The following is a 25,133-nucleotide window of genomic DNA, read 5'->3' on the forward strand; positions in this document are numbered from 1 at the left end:
TCCCCTTATTCGCGTAGCTTCCTATCGGTGTTGCTGTTAACGGAATTGGTTTCGTTTACAGTATCGTGCCGTCCGGGTCGCTTGAGGGCCCAACCAGCGAAATTCTCCCAAGGTCCGTAACCGTCGAGGGTCCAGTGGTCGGAAGGCCGCAGCCGACGTCCTATCCCGGCAGGTGGCAGTCCGAGCGCTACGCGGGGATCGCTGGGCGAATAGAAGGACAAGTCCGGGCCAGGCGATGATGACGGCGTCGTCATATGCATGGCCGAGCCGGCTGCAGGAGGCGGGGGTACCTCGGGCGAAGTTGTGGTCGTTGGGATCGTCGGTGGGGCCAGGCGTGCGGCGATGGAGTTCGAATCGATTTGGTTGGCCGGCCACGGTGGCCGTGGATCGCTCGGTACCCATAGCGTTGTTTTCGGCCGGTTGTCCAGGGTAACCACCGCGTCCAGCTTCCACTCCTCATCGGGAGTCCAGTCGCGGATGTGGGGGACGCGGATAGGCACGCCGTGCGCGCAGGGTGCCAATCGTGGTGGCGCGGTGGATGCGGACGTGTACACGGTGTATTTGTTGTGGTCCTCGTCACCGAATTTTTCGGCTCGATCGTTGTATTCGAACCCGAGCGGATCGTGGGCGCGTTTCGGCACAGGTTTGGTGGCAAATCTTTCTAGATCTGGCAAGGCTTTCGGAGTGATCTCGACGATAACTTCCGGCACAATTGGCCGATAGGTGACGTACATGCGTTGCGCAGTTGACTTTCGCCATCTCGCGTCCTCCTTGAACATCAGGATGTACCCGCGATTCTCCGGCGAGGCCAGAATTTTGTGAGTTCCGGCCGGAAGGGCGTAAAAAACGAGGATCTCGGACCTATCGGGGGAACGATGTGCGCATGAGCTGCATTCGATCCCGGGCCGGCCTTCACATAGTGCGAAGAAGATCGCACGATCGGCACGTGTGGTTGCCCACGCCACCGCCTGCGGCTTCGTGTCCATCCATGTGGCACCGGGCCTGCGGGGGTGTTGCGGCACCAAGAGCGGGAAGGGGCGATAGGTTGCGTGGGCGACGTAACCGTGGGCGAGGTAGTCCTCCACCACGCCGCGATTGCCATCCCCACGAGACCCTGCCCGTATGATTTGCGGAAGAGGTTGAGGCCGGTGGTGTGATGGCACGATATTGCGCCGGAACTCGCTGATCTGCTCCCGGGGGTTGAGTAGCCGAAGGGAATCGGTTGCGGATAGCACGTGCGGGGACGGTGTGCTTGCATTGTCATGACGCGGGGTATTTTCGCGAGGGTCCGCAAACCGGGCGGCGTCGGAATTCTCACGCACCTCGGTCCGGTGGGGCACGGATGTCGTCACCTTCAATAGATACTTTTGTCGGACTTGGTGCAGATATGGTTCGATGACCGCGTCGAGCATATACTCGTCGACGGTTCGGCATCCGGCCTGTTGGTAGAGCAGAGTGCACCGGTATCGGGTCAGCAGGTCCTCGCGAGACAGTGGGGTGAGTGATAGGCAGCCGGGAAATTTCAGGATCTCCGGCACCTCGTTTTCGGCCATCGCGACCCAGGAAATGAACTCCGCAGGGCTGAGCACCGATCGCATGTGGTCGCGAAGTAGCGAGGCGTTCGATGTATCCGGCGCCTCGCCGGCCAGAAACGTCAGGACCGGCGCAAGCTCATCGAGAAGTCGACGCTCGTACGGCGCGGGATTCGCCCTGATCTGTTCTCTGAGATCGCGGGCGCGGCGTGCGATGCGATCCAGGCCGGAGTTGTCCGGCTCGGCAACAGTGGTGTCTTGCAGCACACTGGACCGGCGCTCACGCCATGTCCATTCTCGCCGCCTGTTGATCCACTCCGGGCCGCATAGTTCACCCCGTGCTGGCTTCGGCAGGAGATTGACGTCGCCGAACTCGGGATGACAACGCAGCAGTGCCATCACACCGGCAGGATCGGGCAGCGCAACGGGCAGATCTTCGCGAGCCGCTCGGCGAGGTTGCGTATCGGGTGGGTTCAGGGAATCTGCGGGCCTGGTCGGTTCACCAGCGTGGTGGGCGTCGGCGTCGAGGGACCCGGACGTCCGCTCATGGCTTGATACAGCGGTGTCCGCGTCAAGTGCCCGTCGCGCGGCCGCAACTTCCCCGAGCGCCAACCGTGGGCGATCAGTGTCGATGGAGGCGAGCAGATCTGCGGCTTCGCCGGTGTCAGAGGGGTCGTTCTCGTTTGCCGGTTCGTGACCATCGGGTATGCGGAATTCGGCCCATACTGTTTTGCCGACCGGGTGGACGTCGACACCCGTGGCGGTGGCGGCGGCTTCGATCAATCTGACGCCGAAGCTGTGGGTTCCACCCGTCAGCGCACCCGCCGCCCAGGCGGCGTCTTCGTCCTCGGATACATCGCGTTCGGCCTCGGCCAGGGTGGCACCGAAGTCGTGCCGTTCGGGCAGCCCCGGGGCGGCGTCGTCGACCTCCACACGCACGACGTTGCCGAGTATCCGAACCCGCAGTGTGCCACCGCCTTTGCGGTCCGCGCGGCTGTGACGTTCGACATTCTGCAGGTATTCTGAGACGGCGAGCTCGACATCGTCCCGGAGTTCGGCCGGTATCCCGGCGGCAACCAGAGCGTCATCGACCGTGTGCCGGGCCGACTGGAGGTTCGGCCCGATCTGACCCGGTGCAAAGGTCTGCTCGACGACCACGCCGTCCTGCGACCGGTTCCCCGATCCGAAGTCCTCGAATATCTTGAACGACACCGTCATTCCGCCATCCCGCGGCAGGCGGTATCCCCAGGGCCATTCGAGGTCGTCGAGCAGGCCGATAGCCGGCCAGCCCGCTCGATCGGACGTGCCGCGTACCGGTACCTGCCGGTCATCGGACCGTACCTCGATCGATACCGAGCGGTGCCCGGGTTCTCCGTGTACTTCGGCCGACACCGTGCGGGAGTTCATGCGCCGCACCAGGTCCCACGCGATATCGACGGCTGCGTCGGCCTGTACCGGGCTGGGCCATCCGGACAGCGCTCGGTACACGGGCTCCAGGGCAGCGGCCACCGGAGCCAGACCGAGGAATCGTGTGGTGGCCTCGACCAGGCGCGTGAGCTCCGGTGGCGCATCCGCCCGCCTGCCGATACGCCGCAACTCGTGGAGCGGATCAATGCTGGCCGCCTGTTCCCACACGGCGTCCGATTCGCGGAGGCCGCGTATCGCCTTCAGCCGCTCATCGAGCTGTGCGGCCAGGACTCGCACTTCATCGGGTGCCTCGAGGGCCACTGCCTCGTGGGCCTTGCGCATCAGGTCCGCCAGTGCCTCGAGGGCGTCAATCACCGGGACCTGGGGTTTCGAGGAGGCTGGGTCGCTCGATGTAGCCGGCGGAACTGCGCGACCATCATCCGGTATCACTCCACTGCCTTTGGCTGCCAGTGAAAACGACACCCGGGCAACGACCTTCGGCCGCCCTGACCCGTCGCTGGCCTCCGCTCCGGGCGGCAGCTCCGTTGTATATTCCGGCGCATCCCGCCCGCCGCTGCGGCTCGCATCGTCGGGCTGCGCAACGTCATAGGTATCTCTACTCGGCCGAACCTCGTCGGGATAAACCTCCTCGTAATCCGCAGTGCCCGTGGCCAATTCTTCCGCACGACTGTGCTTCGCGCTCTGCCGCGATGCCTGGGCGGGAGCCCTGCCGCGTTCCGGCTCCGCGGCCGCAGTAACCCGAGCTATCTCTACCTCAGGCAGAGCTAGGAAACGCCCGACCAGCACCACCAACCGCACCAGACCGAGAGCACCCTTGTCCGAACCCACCCGCTCCAGATCGATCAGCATCTCATCGAAGGCCGTACCACTTACCGGCACAAGCGACTTCGCTTCACCCAGCAGATGATCAAGCTTATCTTGCAGCTTTTCGCCTGCTCGAGCCAACGCAGCCTGCTCAGCCGGATCCGCCTTGCCCTCGATGGCACGCACCGTCTGATCCTGGACCTGCTCGTCCCAGCGCATCCGCTGCCCGACCCACGAACCGACCCGCTCCCACAGCTCCACATCACCCGCCCACGCCCAGTCCGCATCCCGCCAAACCTGCAACCGATCCAGCACCAGGCCGAACATCTGCCGCACCCACGCCGGCCGCAAATCCTGCACCGGCACCCCGAACAGCCCAGCCAGCTCGACACACAACGCGCGCAGACGGTCGGCACCGGATTCGGGTTGGACCCGCTCGGACCGAACATTCGGTGTTTCAACCGCTGGCACGGATCCATGAACGGCCGGGTCATCGGCGACAGCTGGCGATCCACCGTCCGCCGGATCCGGCGCCGACACTGCCCGAGCCAATTCCGGCTCGACAGCATCGGCTTCGGACTGCTCGACAGCCGACCCGGCACTATCACTCGAATCAACGAGCTCGGAAACAGGCCGTTTCATCGAACCATCAACAGCCGGAGCAGAATTCGCCTCAGGCGATGACCTGTCACCACTCGAGCGTGACGCCCCGTCCTGCGGACCGAATGCATGCGCATTCCGGGGCAGCCTCGGGGCGGCAGCGAAGACGATCCCCGGATCCGCCAACAGATGACTGGGTATGCCCAGCATGTGCGGACCGCTCGAGTCCGTTGCAAAGCTGGCGAGACGCGGATTTACCGCGGCATCGGCTCTCGCTTGCCCATCTGATTCTACTTCCGGATGATCATGGGGATGCGATTCGATGGGGCCATCCCGATTTTCGAGACCGGCGGGACGCGCAGCCAGATCAGCAGCCCCCTGCGGCTTCTCGTCTTCAGACCAATCCGGTTCCGCAAGCGATCCAGCATGCACCGTGCTCAGGTCCTGCTCGGCTTCGCCCGCCGTCGACCCTGCTTGCCCACGGCCTGCAACAGCCGTCGATGCACTGGTGTCAAGGGCCTGATTTGCGATCGCATCGATCAACTGCTTGAACAAGTTTCGGAAAACTTGTTTGCGGAGCAACTTCAACGCGCTGAGACCAATGCCCATCGCCACGCTGATATCGTCGCGTGTTTTCTGCGGGGTTTCGAGCCGATGCCGCGCGTACTCCTGTTGCCGAGGTGTCAGCTGCCGGATGAAATATTCGACCATCGCCCGACCGCCGCCACTCGTATCGGCCCACACCATCTCGACCAAAGTTGCGGCGAACTTTGGATTCTTGATCGCAAGGTCCGCAAGCCGCGGAACCTCCTCAGCTGCCATGTTCGACCGGGCTGCGGTCCGATTCTCCGAAAGTTGGTCGAACAGCAGCGCTTCGATAGACGTCTGTCCCGCCGGATCGAGTTGTTTAATCTGGCGCCGCAGCTCGGCTGCCGCCTTCGCATCGAACACGACGGGCGCAAAAGTGACCTGGCTAGCTTCGATCGTCGCCGCCAAACCCCGCACGGCCCAACGATGCAGCACGGTGAGCGACGCCCGATCGACACCCATCTCCGCCGCGATCTGCGGCAGCGGATTCGAGGGACCAGCCAGCCAATGACGCAGGTAATTCTGGTGTTCCTCGGGCAGCTTACGAATCAGTCCGTCGACGGTCGCTCGACCGCTATCGCCGTCACCCCAGACAGACATGATGAGCGACACAGCAACGTCCAGGTCGCGGCTGCGGTCATAAACACCCGCGATATCACCGGCACCGGTCGAACTCTCACCCACGGCGCCGGAACCATCGGAGCGACCCACATCGTCCCCCACCGCGGGCGCTCGACGACCATCCGGGGAAGTTGCCGCGTCGGCCGTCGATTGTACGAGTCCCTGCACAATCTTATCGACAGACCGCTGCTCCCGAGTGTGCGCCGATGCCGGACGGATTGACAACACATCCGGCGCGCCACGCCTGGACAGGCCTTGCATGTAACGCAGCTCGAGCAGCCGGCGCTCGTCACTGGTGAGCAGCTTCTCAAAATGCTCCCGGAACGCCACCGGATTCGCGATCTCGGCATCCCACAGCAGCCACATCGCTCTGTCGTTAGCTCGCGGCTGCAAACCCATACGACCAGGCTCGGCTGCGGCCGGGTTCGTGACACCTTCGGAAATCCATGCCGCCAATCGATGGACGGCGCGATACAGCAGCACGACCGTTCGCACCGTGCCGCAACCCAATTCCGCAGCCGTCTCGGCCAACGACCGTTCTTGGAGGAACCACAACTCAGCGGCCCGACGCTCACCGACGGGCTGCCGATCGCCCTCGCGCTGGCTCCCCACGGACACATCATCGGGAAGCCGATCGAGAAGAAGACGGAACGCTCGTTCGTCCGCGGCTCGAGCCGCCCACACCCGCGCCGCCGCCAAATTCTCGGTACGCCGCGGCGATTCCTGACCAAGCTCGGCAATCATCATGATGGCGACCCGACGTACCGCATAGTGTCGGGTCGCCCCCGCAGCAGTGTCGAACTCCGCCAAACGTCCGACCGGTGAGTACCTGCCTTCGAGCAGCGGGGCTGCGGCTGCCATCTGCTCGGCGCTCAAACGGGCCAGGTACGCCAACACCAGATCCCGGAACTCTCCGCTCAGCGCACGAACCATATGCGATGCCTCACCGCTGATCCCGGGCGGCCTGGCGGTCAAGTCGGTGGGTGGTGCGGAGGCTCGACGAGTCAGATCTTCGGAAATGAAGGCGGCCAGTTCATCGACGAGACGGCGCTTCATGAACGCGGCATCCACATCGCGATAGCCCGCTTCGGCGGCAGCCACAGCACTCGGCACCCCATCGAGCAGCCATAGCTCGCAGAAGCGCTGTTCGGCCGGTCGCAGTGTCCCGAGCCCGCGCTCGAACGACACGCGCGCATCGCGCATGGCAGCCAGGACCATCGCCAGCGCCGCGCCACCATCGGATATTGCACCATCGGTCAGCCGCGCAGACAGCGTGCGTACGACGCGGTATCGCAGAACCTTGACCGTGAACTCGGTCTTGTTCATCTCATCCGCGATCTGCGGTATCGGCAGGGACTCGAGGAACCACTTTCGGTAGAAGAATTGCGCGTCGTGGCTCAATGTCCGGACAGCATCCAACAGATTACCGGAGTTGCGGGCGATCGCCTCCTTGATCTGTATCCCGTCGGTGGACTCGTCCAAACCGCCAGCGATGAGCATTTCGACGAGATGGCCGATCGCTTGGTTCACTATTCGGCGGATATCTGATTCGGTTGTCAGGTTGGTCCGCGCCGCATCCGCAATCGGTGTGCCTCGTTCGAAGAGCGTTTTCAGCAACGAAGACTGCACTCTCCTCAACTGAGTCAACGCGTTTCGCAATTCGGGCTCGGACACTGCCGCCAGAGCAAGGCCCTCCGGGGTGGAAGCAGAACCTCCCAGCGCCTCGTACGCAGTACGTAGTCGATGCCGCAACCACACGAAGCGAGCCTGCTCAGCTACCACGTTCTGCGCACGGGCAACCAACCACGCACCGACATCGCGGCCCGGGGTCACCTTGGCAATGTCGTTGCGAGCACTCTCGAACACCTTCTCCGTCAACTGCTGCGCAAGCTCACGATCGCTGGTTCCTAGCAATTCAGGCAGCCGAGCCGCCCGGATCCGTTCGAGCACACGATCCAGCACACGCTCCCCGAAAAGATCACGCACACGGGCGAACTCGCCACGATCGACCCGAATCCCGCTCGACCCGTCCCGATCCTCGGGCTCCGGCTGTTCCGCGACCCAGTCACGGACCGAGTGCAGCAGATCGACATCGATGATCGCAGGATTGTCTGGTGGCCTGCGGTCTATACGACCAGGCGGCGCCTGCTCGGGTTCGATCGTGGCGCCGGGTGCGTCATGGTTGTCGGCATCCGACCGAACGCCTGCTTGTGGTGACCAGCCCCGCTGGTTCGGTGGTGCGGGATCATCGGACCCGACATCCTCGGGCTCACCTCGCCGCCCGAATGCGCTATCCCCACCGACATCAGGACCGCGAGCGGTCAGCACACTCGGGTCACGCCAACGACCCGGCCGATACGGATCCGCAAACACCGAATCCACAAAGTCCCCGGTCAGACGCCGAGCATCCACCGCCTCAGCCAACGCCTCCGGCGAACCCGCAGCCCGACCGACGCCGCTACGACTGCGCACATCATCGGCATTGCGAGGTGTCAGCTCGATCGGTCGGACTCGCACGTGCTCATCGGGCTGTTGTTCGAGTGATCCGCGGTCGGCACGGACGTCCGGCGTGAGGCCGTGGTCCGCACCCGCTTCTTCCGCAGCAGCGAGTTTCCAATCGAGTTCGGCATCCGGAACAGCAGCAGGATCATCCACCAGCAGAAGATGCCCTGGGTCCCCTGCCGGCAGGCTTTCCAAAATCAGGCGGTAGATCACGGCCAACGGCTCGCCGGAAATAACTACCACGCCCGTCTTGATCGCCCAGTATCCATATTCGAATGCTTGCTCGGCCGGCGGCCATAGTCTGGAGGCGGCGGATTCGGCGAATTTCTTCCTGAGCTTGTCGATCGACGCAAGGTAGGGGGGCATGCGCTTGGGGAGCGTCCTCTGCCGGCGCAGACGCTCATACTCTTCCAGCGCTTGGGTGGCCCGCCGCATCCTGCGTCGTTCAACCTCCATCGTGATAATGCGACTGCTTACCCGACCGCTATTATCCACCGATATATTTACGAATTTGCACACAATATCGCTGTCAGCAAGATCAGGGCGGTCGACAAAAAGCCTGTCCAGTATCTGGATGTGTTCATCCGTACTCGCGATGGCCAGCTGACTCGGTTTACCATTACGGTCTACCTGAATGGCGACTTGAGGATGCGCTTCAACTCGCACCCATCCCCTGCCCTCATATATCGAATCGAAGGGCCGCGGACTAAAGTAGCTCGTAATGTACTCGCTCGATACGGTAGCCGCGGCCGGCCCGGGCAATTTCGCTGCATCCGACTCACCGCCGATCGCCCGATTCTCGTACCCGGCCGCGGCATCCGGTTTACCGCTGCCGATCACAGATTCCGGACGGTCGGTCTCCCCGTCCGGGTCGGCGGTTGTCGAATCGCCGCCGGTGGCGGCGTCTCTGGTGTCGTCGAGCACCGCGGCAGTTCCCACCGGGTAGATCGGAGCCTGACCCCGCAACCTCGCCGAGAGGTAGTCCACCAGGACATCGGGATCCAGGACATGTATTTCCTCAGCCCATCCGGCCAGCGCTCCGTCCGGCGAAATCTTCACGCCAACGGGTGATTCCAGCAGGCGCCAGGGATCGGAACCGTCCCTTCCGAGCTGTACCGCGATCGTCATCGATTCGAGAACTATTGTCCGGGAGACCTCTTCGCTCATCCTCTGGCGGGACTCGGCCAGCCTCTCGCGGCCGAAGGTGAGCTCGCCGCGAAGCAGACGACGTGCGACAGCCTGCGGTCCCTGCGGATCCTCGTTCTCCTGCTCTACAGACAGACGGTCAGCAGCCTCGAGCACCCGGTGAGACACCAGCCAACCGTCCGGAACCGACGGGTCGCCGATATCTCCGGGGCTCTTGAAAAATTCCGGCCCGAGCCGGCGAATCCACTCATCGAAATCGCCCCCCACGGCCAGGCGACCGAACTCACGCAGGAAAACACCTCGCACGAAGATATCCAGACCATGCTCGATATCCGCCCGCGGCACATCGTGGTAGACGACCTCGTCATCGGGCAGCAACCGGATGTCGACACCTTCGATCACCATTCGGCCGTCGGCACGGCTCAATCCGCGCAGGAGATCACGCACCTGCTCCGACGGGTCGGCGAACAGGTCGATCAGCACCCGGGCGTGGTCGCCCACGCTAGCAATCAGCAACGATGCCGGCGTGCCGTCCGGGTCCAGGACCGCGGCCACCTGCGGGTGGCCGGACACCACTCGTGCCCCGCCCGGCGCCGGTGAATCCTGCTGCGCGCGCACGGCCCGTGCGATATAGGCACGGGACACCACCTGCTCGACCACCCCGGCAAGCCTGTCGACCTTGCCCTGTGCCTCATCCCACTCGTCGAAGTCACGGACCATCCACTGCGCAGCGAGATCGTCACTTCTGGCGCGCCTGCGCAACTCGGTGATCTCCCGGTGCCACCGGTCGATACTCCACGGTTGGAATGCCGGACCGGGCCCACCAACCGACCGCTTCTCGATATCCGGCGAAATATGGTGAGCCTGCTGCCATGTGACGGACTCCTCATCGAGCTTGGCCCGCGACCGCTGTGTCCAAATCCGCCGAGACGACAGTTCGCGCACCAGGATCTTCTGGTACCGACGCGAGATGTCATCGGCGAACCCGTCGACGGCCACCGTGACCGCCTCATGGTCCTCGCGGGCATCACCGGCCCCCGGATCCTGCCCGCTGCCACTGCTCCCGCGATCGAATCGCTTGCGCCGCTTACGATCTGATGTCCTTGCAGCAACGTTCCGGGGCGGCCTGAGCTGAATGATCCCGTCGCGCAGCGCCCGGGCGATCTTTTTGAACAGCTGGTCCTCGGTGGGCGCATCCCAGCCCGAGAACAGCCGCGCCACGTCGTATCCGGAATCGGAACCATATTTCGGGTCCGGCTCGCCAACCAGCCAATGCCCGGCGCCATCCTCCACCATCCAGACTTCGACGCGCAGACCGTCGACTATCTCGCGCCGCCAGGTGGATCCGACCGGGTGACCGGGCCGCGGGCGGAATCGGCTACTGTCCCTGGGCTGTTCACGAGTCCACAGCTGGCGGACGGCCTCGACGGGGCCATCCGTATAGGACACCCGGGATCGATTCCTTTCCAGCTGCTGCTGGAGGGCGGCCGGATTCCGTTCGGCCAGATCACGTCCTACCTGCAGCAATCCGATTTCGTCGACATCGCCGATCTTGTGGCTTTCGCGCGTTCCCGGCTTGTACTTGTGGAAGGCCCATTGGCCCCAGTGGTCACCCTCGAAATGCTTGAAGATCTTCAGCCACTCACGCAGTCCCACACCGCGGGGCCAGGCGCGCTGACGGTATTCGGCGTACTTACGAAGCAGCGCACCGGGGACCTCATCGTGATCCGGCTCGTCCCAGTAACCGCCGCCCGGATACTTCGTGCCTCGACGGGTCTCTACGGTGCCATCGAGCTGCGGTTCCAGCTCGATATATTCGATCGAGAAGCGCCGCTTTTCAGGTCCCGCATCCGCCGCGTATCCCGGGAAATACCCGACAAATTCGTGCAACGCCTGCTCGTGTTCCCCACGCAACGCCGACACCACCAGCCGGGCTCGAGAACGTCCTTCCTCCGGTAATACTGCGACGTGTGGATGCACAACCGTGCCGCCGCGCTCCCGCGCAACCTCGGCTGTGTGCCCGTGCGCCATATCCCGGCCGACCGTAGCGGCGACCTCGTCCCGCTGCCGGACCGCTTCCCGATACCGCTCATGCGGCTCAGCCAGCCGCTGGATCTCGTCTTCCTCCGCCAGGATCTGCGCGGCCCGCTGGGCGAACTCACTCGACAGTGGCGATTCCCCCTGCAAAGGCGGTCCCGCCGACGTGGACAGCATGCGTTCCAGTTGTGCCGGTTCGACGCCCACCTCCTGGGCTAGCTCGAGCCACCGGGCCGCGACCGATGAGCGCCGATCGGAGAGCTCCGTCTCCCAGTGCTCGTCGTCCCACGGCCCGAACTCGGGTAGCTTCTCCGGATTCCACTGTCCCGAGGCCGCGGCACGTTCGGCGAGTACCTTCTTCGATGCCTCGGCTCTCTCATATTCCAGCAGCTCGGTCAAGCGGCGCAGAGCAGCCAGCTTGCCCACGAGTCCGGTATCGAGTTCCGGCGCGCGCCCAGGCGAATACCACACCATGTCCGGGCCGCTCGCCGCCGCGCCCCATGAGGCCACCGCGTCCCGAGACTCCTGCCACAAACGGGACAACACGGCACAATCGGCCTGCCTTCGCCTGAGCTCATCCCGGCGGGCAGCCAGGCGACGGAAATGCCCCAGCCGGGCCGGAAGCACCACGTTCTCCAGGTCGCTCGGATCGAGCTCGATCCCGCACGCCTGGGCGATATCAGCGGTCAGCTTCCGCCGTTCCCCGGACAGTGCCGCATTGATCCGGCCGAGCGCTTCGTCCCACGCGTGGGGTCCGGCCCGGTCCAACTCCCATGGCAGCAACCCGAGTGAACGGGCCACCCTATCCCGGCGCGAACTCAGCCCCAGTGGCTCCGGGGTCGGCATCGTCTCCGGATCGCGGCGCACCTCCTCCTGGACGGGCGCCACTGCAATATTAGGGAATATATTGTCGCGCAGCAGATGCGCGACGTGACTGATCAGCGCGATTTCGTCCAAACCCAGCTCGGCAGCCCACCACAACGGGCCATGCTCATGGTCGGGCATGTCCCGGATGGTGACCGGACGACCGTCCGCAACTCTGCGCTCCACCTCGATTGGCGGGGCCTTACCGACAATGTCGAGCAGCTCTCCCTCAGGAGTCCGCACTGCATAGTGCACCGATTGCCATTTCCCGTCGATCTCCCGGTCGAACGCCACAACTTTCCAGCCGGTCAGCGCATGCAACGCGGCCGCCAGGAGATGGCTGCGGTCTCCGGAGAAAAACTCCCACTCCAGCCGGTTGATCTCCTGGACCACCGTCTGCAGCCGACCATCGACAACATCCTGGACCGGGAGGAAGACGAACTCGCGGCCGTCCGCGCGAAGTACCACCGACCCGGTGATACCGCAGGACAATGGATCGCGCCGCGCCGCCTGCAGTCTGGCTGCCGCGATGACGCCCCGCTTCCGCTCGGCCTCCTCCGAAACGAACTGCTCCAGCTCCGCCTTCGTGCGCTCGTACTCCCCGCCGTGGCGCTCGCGGAGATGCTTCATCAACACCGCATATGCCACCCGCTGCCCATCGGTCCCCCGTCGCCAAGGTTGCGAGACCTCGACAGCGGCCTCAACCAGGGCCGAGCGTTCGTCGATCTTCCTAGAAAGGGTGCGGAAAGCGCGTTCGTCGAACTGTTTCGACAGCCACTTCTCGAACGACGTGTCATAGCCCTCGAGGTCGAGGCGCTTGCCATGCAGCCATCGGCCCATCAGAGCGGGCAGCAGGTCGTCGAAAACGGCCTTGCCCGCATCCCTGACCATGACCTCGGCGACCTGATGCCTCCCGTCGTCAGGTGTCAGACCGTTGGTGTACCGCAAGGGATCGCCGCCCGGAAGGCGTGACTCGTACATATGGCCGATGACGACAAAGCGCTCGTTGAGCACAATCGTGTTGGTATCCGGGTCGAACATGGCCTTGACCGTTCGACCCAGCTTCCGGATTTCGACTCCAGTGAAGTGAGTACCGGGATACCCGGCACTCATGCCGTGCACTCCGCCGAGGAAATCCCGGAACGTGTAGAGATCAAACTTGTCCACCTCCTGCCCGGTGAACGGTTTGCCATCTACCGTGACCGGGATGCCATATACCTGAACTAGTTCGGGCACCGTGCTGAGGTCCGTACCAAGATTGAACAGGTCCGCCGGAATACCGTCGACCTCCGCGGCATCGACCGCATAACGCAGCCCCGGGTCCGGCCGTACCAGGGCGAACAGCAACCGGCACAGCACCTTCGACCCGTCGGTGGCATCGTCCCCGTTGACCTGCACGTCCTCGAGGGCCACCCGAGCGGCATATTCCAGGTCGAAGCGGGACGACAGTCGTATCCCTGTGCCGAGGGCCGTCAGGCCCGGCCGAATCACATCCTTACCGAATTGCTTACGCAGCCAACGGCGGAACTCCTTCGTCGCGCTGTCGTTCCGTACCGGCGCATACCCGCGCACATGTGACAGCAGATACCAGAACGCATAATCCCGCACGGGAGACGGCCGGTCCCTATGCGCGCCGGCATCGGTGTGGCCCGCACGGAACTCGGCAACGGCTTCCTTCAGCGTCCGCTCCGGCCGGAGGGCCTCCTCCAGCGTCTGCTCCGCCGGGTAGAAGACCGCCGCCAGCATCTCCACGGCCTCGTCGACCTCGAGACCACCATCCAACGCCTCGGCGAGCAGCTCGATCCCGCACGCCTGGGCGATATCCGCGGTCAGCTTCCGCCGTTCCCCGGACAGTGCCGCATTGATCCGGCCGAGCGCTTCGTCCCACGCGTGGGGTCCGGCCCGGTCCAACTCCCATGGCAGCAACCCGAGTGAACGGGCCACCCTATCCCGGCGCGAACTCAGCCCCCGCAACTGCTTCGGGGTCGGCACCGAATCCCTACCGACGTCATGATCACCCGCAACCCGCTCACTGGTTCTGGATTGGTCGTCCTGCCTGATGGCGTCCGACTCGGATGCGGGGCCGTCCCCGTCGTCGGTATCCTCGACAGGCACGTTCCGGTCGAGCAGGCCGTCGGCACCGCGCGGGTTCGCATCGCCACCCGCCGAATCGACTGGCGCCGCAGCAGACCGCCCCTCCGCCGCTGCAGACCATCCCTCGTCCCCAGCCGGCTGTCCGTCGGCCGCACTGCTGCCGGGCAGGGGCGAACCAACGGTCCGGTCGGCGTCTGCCGAAGGATCGGCGACGGCACCGACCGTGGCCTGGTCCGAATCTCGCTGATCAGTCTCCCCCACAGAGAATCCAGTGCCACCCTCAGTGTCCGGCACCGAGTTCTTCTCTGTGGCCGGAGACTGCTCGCCGTCCGACGATTCGTCACCCGTCTCGGAGCCGGCAACACCCGGTGTACCGCTACCCTCTTCCTGCCGATCGCGCTTGCGCCGGAACGCATCCCACGGTCCGCGGGAGAAGCCGAAGGCATTGACCTGGCCGGGATCCTGCCGACGCGGTTGCGCAATGACACCATCGGCCAGATCGGCGAAGGGTGAGCGGTCCGCAGAGATTACAGCACCGGTATCCAACCCGGGACGGTCGTCGGACGGTGACGCCGAATCGCCGCCGACAACCGCCTGGTCATCCCCGCCGACAGATCCCGCGCCGTGATCGGCTCCGAGATCACGGGCCGCCGCCCTTGTGCTGGCATCGGTCTCGGACTGTGGGTTCTGCCGTTCGGGTGTGTCCAACACACTTTCGGAGCCCGCATTCCCCGCCGGCGAGCCGGTGTCCGGCACATGAAGGAGGTCCGGCCGCTGTGGCGCAATCGGCGACGGTTCCGCCGACGGCCACAACCCGTCGTCGTAGTTGTCTCCTGGGAACGGACCCCGCTGTGGTGGTACCCGGGCGGCCGGAATGTCCGACATCACCACACCGGTACTCGGCCCAAGATCGGCCCCGTCGCGGTCGTCGGACTGTGCGGTCAGCGAGTCGGGCGCACTCTGTGGCAGTTGCCCGGCCGGGTCGATGATCGTCCCGTCCGCGCCGAGCGCGGGGTCCCGCGGGCCCGGTGGCCGCATGGCCGCGGTATCGCCCGGATGCATGAAACCGGGCCCGGTCGGAGCCGCCGGTGTGACGGGGCGCGTTGGTGATATCGGACCGACGGGGGCGCCCGGAGTGGACGACGGCGGTGCGTGAGCGGGGTTACCAAGGAGACCGCGATGGGGAGCCAGCAATTGGTCCTCGGCCAGGCGTTGCAGCCTCGGCACGGTCTCGTCCCGCAGAGTACGCACGGACTCCTGGACACCACGGTCGGCGTCGTCGAGGGTCTCCTGCCGGGCCTCGGAGGGGTCGGCCTCATAATCGGCGGCCGCCTGATCCCGTACCTCGACCGCATCCAGGGCCCGATGGGCTCGAGTGCTGGCGATTGCGGCGAGATGGTCGTCGACGTCACGTTGCAGAGTCGGTGTTGTCTGTTCGCGCAGAACGTGCACGGCCCGCTGCACAGCGTGGTAGGCCTGCGTGAGTGCGGTACGGGTCTCGGGGGTCGGGTTCTCCTGATGTTCGGCAGCAGCCTGCTGGCGCGTCTCGACGGCGTGCTGGAACTCGATGACCTGCCGGGTGACTCCGTCGTTCACCATCGGAGCCTCATAATCTTCGCGCGAATACCAATGTTGGACGGTGCCCGGGGTGCCACCGGTTTCCCGGGGTCCTTTGCCGCTACGGCCGATTCGGCCGTCACCCTGGATGACTGCGGCCTCCCCGTATCCGGCCCCACCGATGAACTTACCTGCAAGACCGCCCTGGTCGATCGCACGCTGGATCGTCTTGTAGTCGGTGCCGCGCATGCGGCCCTTGTTGACGAAAACGAGTACGGCCTCGTCTCGGTCCTTGTTGCCGAATTGGGCGATGATCTCCTTGCCGACCCGTTCAGCCTCGGCGCCGCCGCCGTGCTCGTCGTCGAACCGGGCGTCGAGGACGTTGTATTTCAGTTTGATTCCGCGGCGTTCTAATTCGTCGGAGATGGTGAGCCCACGCTCGGCGGTCATCGCGCGCACCTTCTGGTCTGTCAACTGGTCGAGCCAGTCGACCACCCCCTTCTCCGGGGCGTGCTTGTCCTCCCACCCGGTCAGCCGGATGTGCTGCCCGTCCTCCGCCCGGACCGGCCGTCCATATTCGTCCAGACGGATATCGTCACCGCGCAGATACTTCTGGTTGTAGGCGCCGATCACCTGATCGAGGCCGGTTATCCTCGCATCGATCACCTGGCCGTCCTCCTCGACCAGCTCGACCTTCGCGTCCCGCAGAATATTGCGGGCCATGTCGTGCAGTTTGCCCACCGAAGTATCGAAGTGCAGATCCGGCAGGTGCTTGACCTGCGAAACGTAGTAGGGGTCGATCTCGCGAACCGGGCCCTTGATGATGCCCTGGTCGTAGAGCTTCTTCTCGGCCACCTTCGCTGTGCCGGAATGGCCCTCCGTATCCTGCAACAGTTGTGTACTGGTCAACTGACCGTCCGACATGTGCAGCGCTTTCTCGGGCAGGTTCGCCTTCACCGGCACATCCGACTGCAGGTCGAGGAACTGACTGACCCCCTGATAGCGGGTCTCGGTCCCTTTCTCCTCGTCGGCCATCAGCTTGTCGTTGGTTCCCGACGCCAGCACCTTGATCTTGTTCGGCCCCTCCGGGGTGTCGCCACGACCTTCGATGTAATCGCTGTTACGCTGCGGCCCCCACAACGCGAGTGCTTTCTGGCCATATCTGTCCAGCATGTGATCGTCGGCGATCACATGAACTCCCGGCACCCGATTGAGCCTGCTGAGGACGTCCTCGGTGACCGTCGCCGGCCAGAACCCCCGGGTGCCCGCCGCTTTGCCGAAATGCGCGGCCGTCAACGGGTCCTGTGGCAGCGCGGCGGCCGCTTCGACCCGCTCCGAGATCTGCTGCAGGAGCTTCACCTCGGCGTCCTCCGCGTTCGTGGAGGCGCCGGGCACCAGAACAGCTTCCTCGTCGCCCAGGGTGTCCAATTCATCGGCGATGTGCTTGCCCGCGGGGAACGGGGCGAACGTATCGTCGAGTTTGTGTCGGCGGGCAGCTGCATCGAGGACTCTCGCCATCTCGTCGACGTTGGGCCTCTCGTCGTTGAGTTGCCTACGCAATGCCGCGATCTCTTTCGGTGACGCGCCCGCTTCCTCGAGGCGGCCGAGTATCCGTGACTGCTCGTGCAGGACCGCCTGCTTCAGGTCGTACATTGTGCAGACGATGATGTGGCCCACACCGTCGTCAGGGTCGGGCAACGCTTCCCCGACCTTCAATCGATCCACCCGCACCCGCAGGTCACCGACCGGCGAGCCGTGGAACTTCGCGAATTCGTCGATCAGGTCGTTGACCGGATTGTCTCCGCTTGTCGTCACGTACACGCGCCCGAACTCTCGAGCCCTCATCCACGCTTTGACCACGGTCACGAATGACTTGCCCTCACCGGTACGCAAATTCGACCACCGCGACATGATCGCCAGCGACTGGGCATCGCGCAGGTCCACGCCCGCAGGATCTGCTGGATAGCCTGTATCCCGGCGGAAGTATTCCCGCACGCCGACGAAACGCTCCACGGGCGTACCGTCGTTCACCATGTCGGTGACCACGGCGTCGGGAACCTGCGGTATCACTTCATCCGATCGCCAGACCTCCTCGTCGTAAGCGTTGGCAACCTCGAGGAACGCCTCCTGCGCGGCCTTTTCTTTCTCCTCCGCAGCCGAGAAGGCGTCTGCGCGATCGGCCAGACCCGCCTCGAACGCCGATACATCCGCCTTACCCGCCTCCTGCAGCACACGGAAGCGATCTTCGAGGACCTGCATCCCCACCGACTCGAATTCCGCCCTCGCTTCCCTATAAGCCTCGGTCCGCTCATCCAACCGGGACTTCAGTTCCGCCACACGAAGTTTCGCCTTCGTCTCGGCCTCTCGTGTGGCCAGCGCTTTCTTCAGTTGCCCTACCCGCTCGTCCACCTTCGAACGGAAGTCTCTCTCAGCGGCCGCTAGATGTTCGTCCAGCTCGGCTTTCAGTTCGGCCACCCGAGACTCGGCCCGCGCGGCTGCCTCTCGCCCGGCCAGCACGTCCTGTCTCTGACGCAACCGCCGCACCGCGTCGGAAAGCAAACCCCTTCTGCCCCACCGAGAGACCAGCTCATCACGCTCGGCTTCCGCGGCTGCCAGCGCTTCCACGCGATCACCGGCTGCTTCCTGCAAAAACTCCTCACGCTCGGCTTCGGCCGTCTGCAGCTCGGCCGCGTGATCACCGGCAGCCGCCTGCAGCAGCGCCTCCCGCGCCACCATCTCCGACCGCAACTGATCCATGCGCGTGTCGATCTCGCGCTGCAACCGCTGCAGCTTCTGCCCCGGCTCACTTCCCGTGGCCTCGGCTACGTAGGCCTGCCTGCTCTCCTCCAGCGCGGCCCGCGCCCGCTCCACACGCTCCCGCGCCGCGGTGATCCGCTCGTCCAGGTGGCCACTCACTTTCGCATCGAACTCGTCGACCGCCTTGTCATATGCCTGCCGGCTATCCTCCTGATCGCTCCGCTCCTGCTCGAGGCGCTCACGTACCTCGTTGAAACGTGTTCCGGTCTCGGCCTGAACCCGCGCAGCCTTCTGGTCGGCCGCGGTGATATCGGCTTGCGCCTGCGCCTTCAACTCCGCGTAGCGCTTTTCGACCGCGTCGGACACCGCCCGAGCTCGCTTGGCCTCCGCGCGATCGAGCACTACCTGAGCGTCACCCACTGCCTTCTGTGCCCGCGCCACGGCGGCGTCCAGATCGGCGTCGCTTCTGGTCGTCTCACGCTCCAGCGCGCGGCGGTAGTCGGCATCCGCACGCTCCACCACGTCCCGGTACGGCTTCACCTCCTGCTCGACACGCGCGTTCACCTGCTGTGTCCGCCACGGCAATTCATCGACCGGAATCGCCTGGGTCCGATCGAACAGTTCGTCGGTGATCCGTCTGCGCCGGTTCTCATCGGCACGTTGGGCCTCCAACTCGGCCTTTGCATGGTCGAGTTCGGTCTTCAGCTGCTTGACATGAGCGCTCTGACCGGCAGAACCATCCGGCCGACCGCTCTCGCGACCCTCATACTGGGCCGTGAGGGCGGCGAGTTCAGCTTGTCTCCTGCTCAGCTCCCGCTTTGCTCGCGCAACATCTGCTTCGGCATAAATCACACGTTCGTCGTCGACCGCGACCTGCTCCGCCAAATCGGCCCGCAGCCGAGCCTCGCGCACGTCCATCTGGGGGACCGGATCGTCCGCACCATGCTGGGTCTGCGCGGCGTCGACCGCCGACGCATCGTCCCGAGGTCGTACCTGTTCCGCCTCCTCCGCCGAGTCGATCGGGTCCGCGACCTCCGCACGCGGACCCGCGGCCGTCGTAGCTTGCTCTGCCTCGGGTCGTTCCGGCTGTGGCTGCTCGGTGACCTCGCTGTGTTCCGGGACGTCGGCGCGGGCATGCTCGGATTCCGGTCCGCCGGGTCGACGTCCGCTTCCCGCGCCATTGCGGACACTCCCGGCACGACCAAGTTGGTCGTCCGGGGGAGTAGTCCGCGTGGGGTCCGGCGTGTTGTTGGGAGATGCCGGTTCGCTGTTCCCCTGTCCGCGGGATACGCCGGCGGCCCAGGGACCGTCGAGTCCGCCGTCGGGGTCGTGATGGAATGCGAGGAACCGATGCTCGAAACGTGCACGACGGCCCGGACTGCGGCGGGGACTGTCGGGCTCACGCTGGGGTCCGCGGTCACCGCCCGTAGCGCCGGCATGCTGGCTCCCTCGCGGTGGAGAGTCGGCCCGCTCATTGTCGGCACCTGCTCGCCCACCATCGCCGGGTCGCGAACCTGCCGAAGTGTCGGGGCGAGCGCCGGCGTCACCGGCTCGTGCGTCCGGCCTGGTCGCGGCCGGGTCACCTGCCGTTTTTGGCTGGTCGCCCGGCGCGGCGGAATCGGCAGTGCGAGCGGTCCCGGCCGAATCCGCGGGAGCCACACCGGTATGGGCCGCCGACCCCGGGGGCCGACTCGTCGTGTCCTCGCCGGTGGCCGCCGGATCGGCATTGGACGGGCCGCCAGCGGGCCGTGTCCCCGCGTCGATTGCGGTGGCCGGAGCGTCGGCACCGAGGCCGGAGCCTGAAGACGGTGCGGCCGAACCCGCCCCCGTCTCCGTCGTATCTGCTCGGGGCGCGACGGTGTCGGCGGATACCGGGGCTGCCTCGGATCCGGCCACCGCCGCGAGCGGAATGTTGCTCACCGCCTGCCCGCTGTCGGGCTCGACCGATGCCGATCCGGACGCAGCGATCGGGCCGCCCTCGGCAGGCCCGCCGACGGGGCCGGCTTCCGACGATCGTGCGGTTCCGTTCGCGTCGACCGTCTCTGGCGCGGCGGCACCAGCGATTCCGGCACCACCCGATGGGCTGGGCGATACGCCCCCCGGGTCAGCATGTCCCACACTGGCATCGGCATTGGCGACACCGGCGCCGGCCCGCGGAGCCTGGGTTTCGGGCGCGGCTCCCGCCCGGTTGCCGGGGACAGGGCCACCGGTCGGGTTCGCCGCCGGTACCGCACGAGCGGTGGCCGACTCGGGAGCTGGCGGCACCCCGGTGCCGCTTGCCATCGCTTGATCCTCGGCAACGGAATTGGGACCGGCGACGACTCCCGTCAGGGGGCCGCCACCAGCGCCGTTTCCGCCGTGACCGGACTGTGCATCGCTACCGGAACCGTTGTCGGATACCGAAACCGGCGGTTTGTTGGTGGGCGAGGCCTGCGCCGACGCACCCGCAGCGCCCGGATTTCCGGCACTTGCGTTGTTACCCGCTGCCTCGGCACCAGCGGCGCCGGATTCCGCGCCGCTGGCCGATCCGGACCCGGGGTTTGCGGCCGGTGCCGAGCCGTTCGCCGATCCTTGGGGCTGTGACTTTGCGTCACCCCCGGCCGGCTGGCCCGGCGTACCCGGTGACGAATTGTCACCTCCCGTCGGCTGAGCAGGTGGCGGCGCGTCGCTTTGACCGGTGCCGTCCGGCCCCTCACCGAAACCGGGCGGCGGTTGCTTGCCGAACGGCTCACCGGTGTAGCGGGAAAACCCGCGGTAGCCATGGATTGCAGACTGTCCCGCGCCGGCAAACATTCCGCCGGTGATCGCTCTGGGGTCGAACTGCCAGTTGCCGGTATTCAGTCCGGTGATGACAGTGCCGGCGCCGGCCGCGATTCCACCCGCCGCAGCGCCTTCCGCTGCACCACGGACGGCGCCCTTCCATCCGGTGTCATCGCCGAACGACTTCTGGACACCGAGATGCAGACCATGTCCCACCAAGCCGCCGATCGCGCCGATTTCGGCACCGTCTTCCGCGGCGCCCACGATCTTGCCCCAGTTGAGCCCCTGCCCGTTGAGCAGTTCGTTGGCCGCCTCTTGGGCCGCGCCCTGCAGCCCGCCGATAATCGCTTGCGAGCCGGCCGCGTAGATGAACGGCGCCAATTTGCTGGACAGGAACGGAATCCGCTCGAGTACGTTGGCGATAGCGTCGACCAGCCACTGCCCGATTTCCTGGCACAGCAGCCGGGTTCGAGCCAGGGCCGTGAACTGCATCAGCGGCCCTTCCGGGCCGGCGAGCGCGGCCCATGCGAATTGGGCCGCCATCATCGACAAAGCGACTTCGAACCGGTGCTGGGCTTCCTGGATCTGTCCTCGGTAATCATGCAGCCCGGAACTCAGCTGCTGGTACTGCGAGACCTGATCCGCCACATTCGAGCGCAGTGTTTGGAGTTGTTTCTGCACTCCGTCGCGGGTGTCGCCGGCGCCGATCGCCCCCGTCAACGCCCCCAGCGCGCTGTCGATATTCGACAGCTCGCCCTGCAGTTGGTTGGCAACGTCGTCGAGGCCCTGTTCCATCAATTGCAGCAGCCGCGTGTCGGCGTCCGGCCAGGGTACGCCGACCAACCAGGATAGGCCCTGCAAGGAGCCCGACAGTGCATCCGACACCGCTTCGTATGCCTTGCCTACCAGCTGGATTCGGTGATCGGAACGCCACCGGCACCCGATGGACGTCCGCGGTTCTCGGCGGAGCCAGGCGGCGCCGAGTCTTCTCCATCAACCTGCTCGCTAGGCTGCAAAGCGGCGAAAAGGGGCGCAGGGACCGACATCTCGAAGCCCATCGTGGGCAATTCTGTGACGCGTTGGGCCATCTCCGACAGGCCGCCGTGCTGAGCAGCCAGCGCCGCGACCAGTTCCTGATTGCGGCGAGCAACCACCTTGGCAGCCTCTTGCGCGACCTGGGTGACCATCCGGGCCAGCTCGTCGGGGACGAGTTCGCCGATGTCGTCGGCGAATCGAGTGCTGGCAATCACGCCGTTCGCATCGACGGTAATCGTGACTCGCCGGTCCCGCGAGGTCGCACTGGCGGTAAGACGAGCGCGCTGCTGCCGGGCCTCGGTGAGGGCCTGCAGATGCTCCTGCAACTGCGGCATCAAATCCTCACCCCCGCCCCGTCCTCGTTCGCTCATCCTTGCTCCTCCGCCGAATCCTGTTGTGTCCCTGCGTGACTGACCGCACGCTATTCCATGATGATCGTGAACTCACCCGAAGATGCGTGTACATCGGCCTCGGTCCTGTCGCGGAAGTCGGTCAGCCCGGCGGCAACTTGGCCGAGCGAATCGGACAGGGTCGAGGTATTGCCGATCACCTGATTCGAGTTGACGACAAACCCAGAACTACCGTCGGCGAACTTGGCTGCGTAGTGGTCATCACCGTACGCCGCGCTGCCCGGCTCGACGATTCCTTGGGCATAACCGTGAATCTCCGCAAGTCTGCGTTGGATATTGACGATGTCGTCTATCAGGGTGCCCGATTTTCCCTCCGCACCCAACTTGTCCAGATCGACCTCGACCCGCTCGGCCATCGAATTCGCTTCCTTCCTACCGACCTCGTCCGATCACCTGTCACAACCCTTGCCGTTCCCGGAATCGCTGCTCGAATTCGGCGATGTAGTGCGACGGCGCGGTTGAGGACGACGAGTGCTCCAGCACACCGTCGTCACCGACATAGAAGATCGCCCGACCGATCGCGATCTCGCCCTCCGGCACCGGCGCATAGACCATCCAGCCGCAGCTGAACCGGTCGGCCACCAGCTCCGACAGCGGATAGCCTGCGGTGTCGAATCCGCGACCGCGGATGTATTGGTGGATGCGCTGGAGCGCCTCGTCCTCGGCGATCGGCTCGGCCGTCGCCGCGGTCAATCCGGCCAGCGAGAACTGATGCATAGCACCGTCGATGTCAACGCCCTCGCCCTCGCCGAACAGATTGACCAACGTCTCGCGGGTGACCACACCTATCTCCGCCGCGTCTACCAGCGCCTCGGCGGCTGCGACCTGCTCCCCCGGATTCGCGGTCGGCGCAAGCAGACTCGCGACGATCTCGATGACCGTGCGCGCCGTCCACACGCCCGGCACTGCCATAGCGCACTCCCGCGCCGACGGAGACTCGCCGCGGTACCAGCGTTCACCCTGCCACCAGTAGCAGAACGAGAGCAGACCGGTGGCCGCACGCGGGTTCAGTACCAAGTCGGTCACCCAATCCGGCGCTCCGGCATAGATATTCGGCAACTGCCCGCCATCGGCGTACGCCTCCCGGAGTACGGGGGCGTCCCAGACACCGCCGGACAGCACTGCTCGCCCGCCCGGCAGCAGATACAGGGTCGAGCCACCACGTTTCGAGCTCTCGAACACTCCGCCCCCCGGGAGCACCCGCGGCCCCCACTCCGACCCGACGGCCACGAATGCGGCGGCCAGGGTGACCCACCGCGCCCACAGCAGGGAAAGGTCAGGAAACTCGTTCTCCGCCAACACCGCCCAAACCTTCGCGGCCTTGTCGGCGCGGGCCTGCGCCGCCGCGCGCTGCGGTGTCCGCGACTGCCGATCGGCGTGCGACAGGTAAGCAGCAAGCCACACCGGCAGGCGCTCACGCGGATACGCCTGCAAGTCCGCACGATACGCATCCGGAGCGAACAGCTGCCCCAGCGGGAAGGGCTCCTCGCCATAGTCGTACTCGACGTCGATGGCCAGGTTGTCCTCGCCGTCATGCGGCACGGTGACACGAACTAACAATCGCCACCATGGTTCGCTGTCGGCACGCGCAACCGCCTCCCGCTGTCGCCGCGCCAATTGCATCACTGGACGGGACGACTCGACCTGCACCGACCGATCACCGTCGGAGTAAGTGACAATTCCGGCTTCGGCCGCGACCGTGACGGCGATGGCCGCCTCCAGGTGCCCCCAACCGGGCGCGCCCACCTCGGCGAGAGCACGGCCGATCTGCTGCGCCAACTCCCACGAACCACCGGACTCTGCTGCGCCAGCGCCCTCCACGGCTTGGTCGGCACCGACCCCAGCGACCTCATCGGCGCCGTCCTCAAGCAAATTGAACGAGACATCGGGCTGATGCCGCACTTCGCCGCCCACCCCGCCTGGGGCGTGCTCTGGCTGATCACTCATCTGCCCATGTCCTGAATGCTGTTGAAGTTGTCGATGTTGATGTTCCCCACCTTGAGCAGTCCCCGGCCTCCTCGTTGAAGAACCTCGATCCCATCTGAGTGGTGCACTTCCTCAGCGTCGCTATTGATGACCGCCAGCTCGGGTACTCGCATCCGCTCCACATTCGTTGCATACTCACCAGTCTGTTGACTTCGACATCGAAGTCGAAATAAGTCCAGCTACGATCATTCCGACTGTCAGGAAGGCGCATGGGGTTCAGCGTGCCGCGCCATCACCGCTCACTTGGACCTGCAGATGGCTCCTCCACGGATGGGCCCCCGTCGAAGCAGCCGGGCCCCGCGACCCATCGCCCCCGCTGTTCCATTTCAGCCGACGAACCTGCAGTTCAGCTATAGGGTAATGGGGTGGCTGATGCTTCACACTCGCCTGATGAACACCACCTCGAGAGCCT

Annotated in this window: 7 protein-coding genes; 2 read left to right on the forward strand and 5 right to left on the reverse strand. The window is 65.3% G+C overall.

Features of this window, described 5'->3' with window-relative positions:
• Positions 1-5: 5 nt before the first annotated feature.
• Positions 6-18,248, reverse strand: a complete 18,243-nt coding sequence (locus tag ABH933_RS43185; RefSeq protein WP_429455295.1) for an ATP-binding protein — start codon at positions 18,246-18,248, stop codon at positions 6-8.
• Here ABH933_RS43185 and ABH933_RS43190 point away from each other — a divergent pair.
• Positions 18,216-20,333: a hypothetical protein gene (locus ABH933_RS43190; RefSeq protein WP_429455297.1), complete on the forward strand. Its 2,118-nt coding sequence runs from the start codon at positions 18,216-18,218 to the stop codon at positions 20,331-20,333. The two genes, ABH933_RS43185 and ABH933_RS43190, sit on opposite strands and share 33 nt — an antisense overlap.
• 867 nt (positions 20,334-21,200) lie before the next feature.
• Positions 21,201-22,142, forward strand: a complete 942-nt coding sequence (locus ABH933_RS43195) for a hypothetical protein (protein ID WP_429455298.1) — start codon at positions 21,201-21,203, stop codon at positions 22,140-22,142.
• 50 nt (positions 22,143-22,192) lie between these two features.
• On the opposite strand, the gene ABH933_RS43200 is transcribed toward ABH933_RS43195, so the two are convergent.
• The 4 genes from ABH933_RS43200 to ABH933_RS43215 are packed head-to-tail and all read right to left on the reverse strand — an operon-like array spanning position 22,193 to position 24,834.
• Positions 22,193-22,696, reverse strand: coding sequence for a YbaB/EbfC family nucleoid-associated protein (locus ABH933_RS43200; protein WP_429428353.1), 504 nt, complete (start codon positions 22,694-22,696; stop codon positions 22,193-22,195).
• A gap of 50 nt (positions 22,697-22,746) precedes the next feature.
• Positions 22,747-23,091 carry a hypothetical protein gene (locus ABH933_RS43205; RefSeq protein WP_429428351.1) on the reverse strand — a complete coding sequence of 115 codons (345 nt, stop codon included), beginning with the start codon at positions 23,089-23,091 and terminating at the stop codon, positions 22,747-22,749.
• A 40-nt stretch (positions 23,092-23,131) separates the two neighbouring features.
• Positions 23,132-24,682: a hypothetical protein gene (locus ABH933_RS43210; RefSeq protein ID WP_429428349.1), complete on the reverse strand. Its 1,551-nt coding sequence runs from the start codon at positions 24,680-24,682 to the stop codon at positions 23,132-23,134.
• Positions 24,679-24,834, reverse strand: coding sequence for a hypothetical protein (locus ABH933_RS43215; protein WP_429428347.1), 156 nt, complete (start codon positions 24,832-24,834; stop codon positions 24,679-24,681). The genes ABH933_RS43210 and ABH933_RS43215 overlap by 4 nt, the downstream gene beginning before the upstream one ends.
• Positions 24,835-25,133 lie beyond the last annotated feature (299 nt).

The sequence above is a fragment of the Nocardia sp. GP40 genome (assembly GCF_050434125.1).
Lineage (GTDB): Bacteria > Actinomycetota > Actinomycetes > Mycobacteriales > Mycobacteriaceae > Nocardia > Nocardia albiluteola.